Source organism: Pseudolysinimonas sp. (genome assembly GCF_031389465.1).
Lineage (GTDB): Bacteria > Actinomycetota > Actinomycetes > Actinomycetales > Microbacteriaceae > Pseudolysinimonas_A.
This window is the reverse complement of record NZ_JANMSQ010000058.1, coordinates 1-2386: the sequence shown is the minus strand read 5'-3', so window position 1 is coordinate 2386 and position 2386 is coordinate 1. Positions and strand designations below refer to the sequence as shown.

Annotated in this window: 2 protein-coding genes and 1 pseudogene; 1 reads left to right on the top strand and 2 read right to left on the bottom strand. The window is 67.1% G+C overall.

Annotated elements, in window-relative coordinates:
- A pseudogene (locus RMO30_RS02250) lies at positions 1–628 on the bottom strand (RND transporter); the annotation flags it as partial.
- Positions 629–757: 129 nt separating this feature from the next.
- Between RMO30_RS02250 and RMO30_RS02245 the strand changes: the two are divergent.
- A complete protein-coding gene (locus RMO30_RS02245) occupies positions 758–1315 on the top strand; it encodes a TetR/AcrR family transcriptional regulator (RefSeq protein ID WP_309708951.1) in 558 nt (185 codons plus the stop codon).
- Here RMO30_RS02245 and RMO30_RS02240 read toward each other — a convergent pair.
- Positions 1312–2298 carry a PHP domain-containing protein gene (locus RMO30_RS02240; RefSeq protein WP_309708948.1) on the bottom strand — a complete coding sequence of 329 codons (987 nt, stop codon included), beginning with the start codon at positions 2296–2298 and terminating at the stop codon, positions 1312–1314. The two genes, RMO30_RS02245 and RMO30_RS02240, sit on opposite strands and share 4 nt — an antisense overlap.
- Positions 2299–2386: the final 88 nt, after the last annotated feature.

The following is a 2386-nucleotide window of genomic DNA, read 5'->3' as shown; positions in this document are numbered from 1 at the left end:
CGACGACCTCACCGACCCCGACCAGACCATCGAGAGAGTTCGCGATCTCGCTCGAATACTCGACCGTCACTCCGTCGATGTCGGCGCCGTCGAGTTCGGCGGCGACCGCCGTCTTCACCTCCGGTGCGAGGTCGTTTTGGGTGTCGTCGAAGATGACGGCCGCGTACGCGGTCGTTCCGTCGCCGCTCACGGTGCGAATCTCGCTCGCGTAGTCGAACAGGGTCTTCGCCAGTTCGAGCCCAGGTGCCCCAGAGCCGAGCAGTTGCGCCGTGTCGGCTTGCTGCTGCGCCGTCGCAAAGGGGTCGACGACGTTCGCAACTCGGTCGACCTCACCGATCGAGACCAGCACGTCGGAGATCTCGGATCGCTGAGCTTCGGTGAGCGCCGCGCCATCATCAGACTGGAAGACAACCGTGCCCACCGCGCCGCCCACGCCATCCAGCTCGGCGCTCAGCTTGTCGGTGACCTGCTGCGTGGGGGTGTTCGGGACGCTGAATCCGCTCGCGAGCGGCCCACCGCTGAACAGGTAGACGCCACCCGCGGCTGAGAGCGCGAGCACCCAGCCGACGATGACGAGCCATGGGCGACGAGCAGAGAACCGCCCAAGACGGGCAAGAAGACGAGCCATGGCAGAGCCTTTCGAGGAGAGACCAGAGGCACTCCATCGGGCTCACCGAGAGTATCCGACAATTGTTGGAAATACGACAGTTGTCGGCGAACTCGCAGCAAGAGTTCGCTTTCCTGACAGAATCGGTTCATGGATCCCCGGATCGCGCGCACGCGGAAGAGCCTCCAGAACGCGCTCTTCGACCTCGCGCGCGAGCGGGCGCTCGACGACATCTCAATCGCCGACATCGCGGAACAGGCCGGAGTCAACCGCAGCACCTTTTACCAGCACTACTCCGACAAGGACACACTGCTCGCGGATGCGATCGACGCGGTCGTCGAGGCCGCCGGGACCGCGATCCCGGCGGTTTCCGAGATCTCACCCGAGCCGCCGGAGGTGCTCGTCGATTACCTCCGTCACGTCGACGACAACGCCGCCGTCTACGCCCGCATCTTCGGCAAGCACGGCTCGCCTGTCGTCGTCGCACGACTGCGCGACCGCATCCAGACGATCGTCATCGACGCCGTGACCACGTCGCACGCCGAAACATTCGGCGACATCCCGTCCGACGTGCTCGCGGCCGGTCTCTCGGGTTCGGTGCTCGGGGTGCTCGAGGCGTGGGTTACTCGCGACCCGCGACCTCCCGTCGAGACGGCCGTGCGCTGGCTGTGGCAGGTGCTGCTCGGGCCGTCCGCGGTCGAGCGTTAGCGGCCCGTCCAGGCGAGCAGCTCGGGAAGCGGCCAGGTCGTGACGATCCGCTCGGCCGGCACACCCATCCGCTCAGCCCGTTCCGCGCCGTAGTCGAGCAGCGAGAGCTGCCCCGGTGCGAGCGCATCGGAGTCGATCGAGAACAGGCACCCCGCATCCAGCGCCATCGCGATGAACTCGTCGGGCGGATCCTGCCGTTCGGGGCGCGAGTTGATCTCCACGGCCACTCGTCGCTCGGCGCACTCCGCAAACACGGCAGCGGCGTCGAACGTCGACCCGGGTCGCGTTCCGCGGGACCCTTCTACCAGCCGACCGGTCACGTGCCCGAGCACGTCGGTGTGCGGGTTGCGGATGGCGCCGAGCATCCGCTTCGTCATCTCTTTCGGGTCGGACTGCAACTTGCTGTGCACGCTGGCGACGACGACATCCAGCTTCCCCAGCATCTCGTCGGTCTGGTCGAGCGTGCCGTCTTCATGGATGTCGACCTCGATGCCTTTGAGCAGCGTGAAGCCGTCATCTCGAAACCCCTCGACGACCGCGAGCTGCTCGTCGAGCCGCTCCGCCGAGAGGCCGCGCGCGATCGTGAGCCGCGGCGAGTGGTCGGTGAGCGCGAGGTACTCGTGGCCGAGCCGCAGCGCCGCCGCGACCATCAGGTCGATCGACGTGGTGCCGTCACTCCACTCGGAGTGGGAGTGCAGGTCGCCGCGCAGCTTCGCCCGCAGTTCGCTCGGCTTCGGTCCGTTGTCGGCGCGCAGCCGCGCGAGGTAGTCGGGCACCTCGCCGGCGAGCGCCTGCTGGATGACCTTGTAGGTCGAGTCGCCGATGCCGGCCACGGCTTTCAGCCGAATCGGATCGTTCAGGATGGCGGGGTCCAGCTCCGCGATCGCGGCACCTGCCGTGCGGAACGCCTTCGACTTGTAGCGCGACGCACGCTCGCGCTCCAGCAGGTAGGCGATCTCGGTGAGGGCGTCGACGGGATCCATCGTCCCCAGTCTCTCGTCAGCTGAGGGCTTGGCCGTAGGCGGCGCCGAGCTTCCAGTCGCTCATGATGCGACCCATCCAGCGCTTGTT

Coding starts and splice junctions, on each gene's coding strand:
- RMO30_RS02240 (WP_309708948.1), bottom strand. CDS start 2,298: ATGGATCCCGTCGACGCCCTCACCGAGATCGCCTACCTGCTGGAGCGC.
- RMO30_RS02245 (WP_309708951.1), top strand. CDS start 758: ATGGATCCCCGGATCGCGCGCACGCGGAAGAGCCTCCAGAACGCGCTC.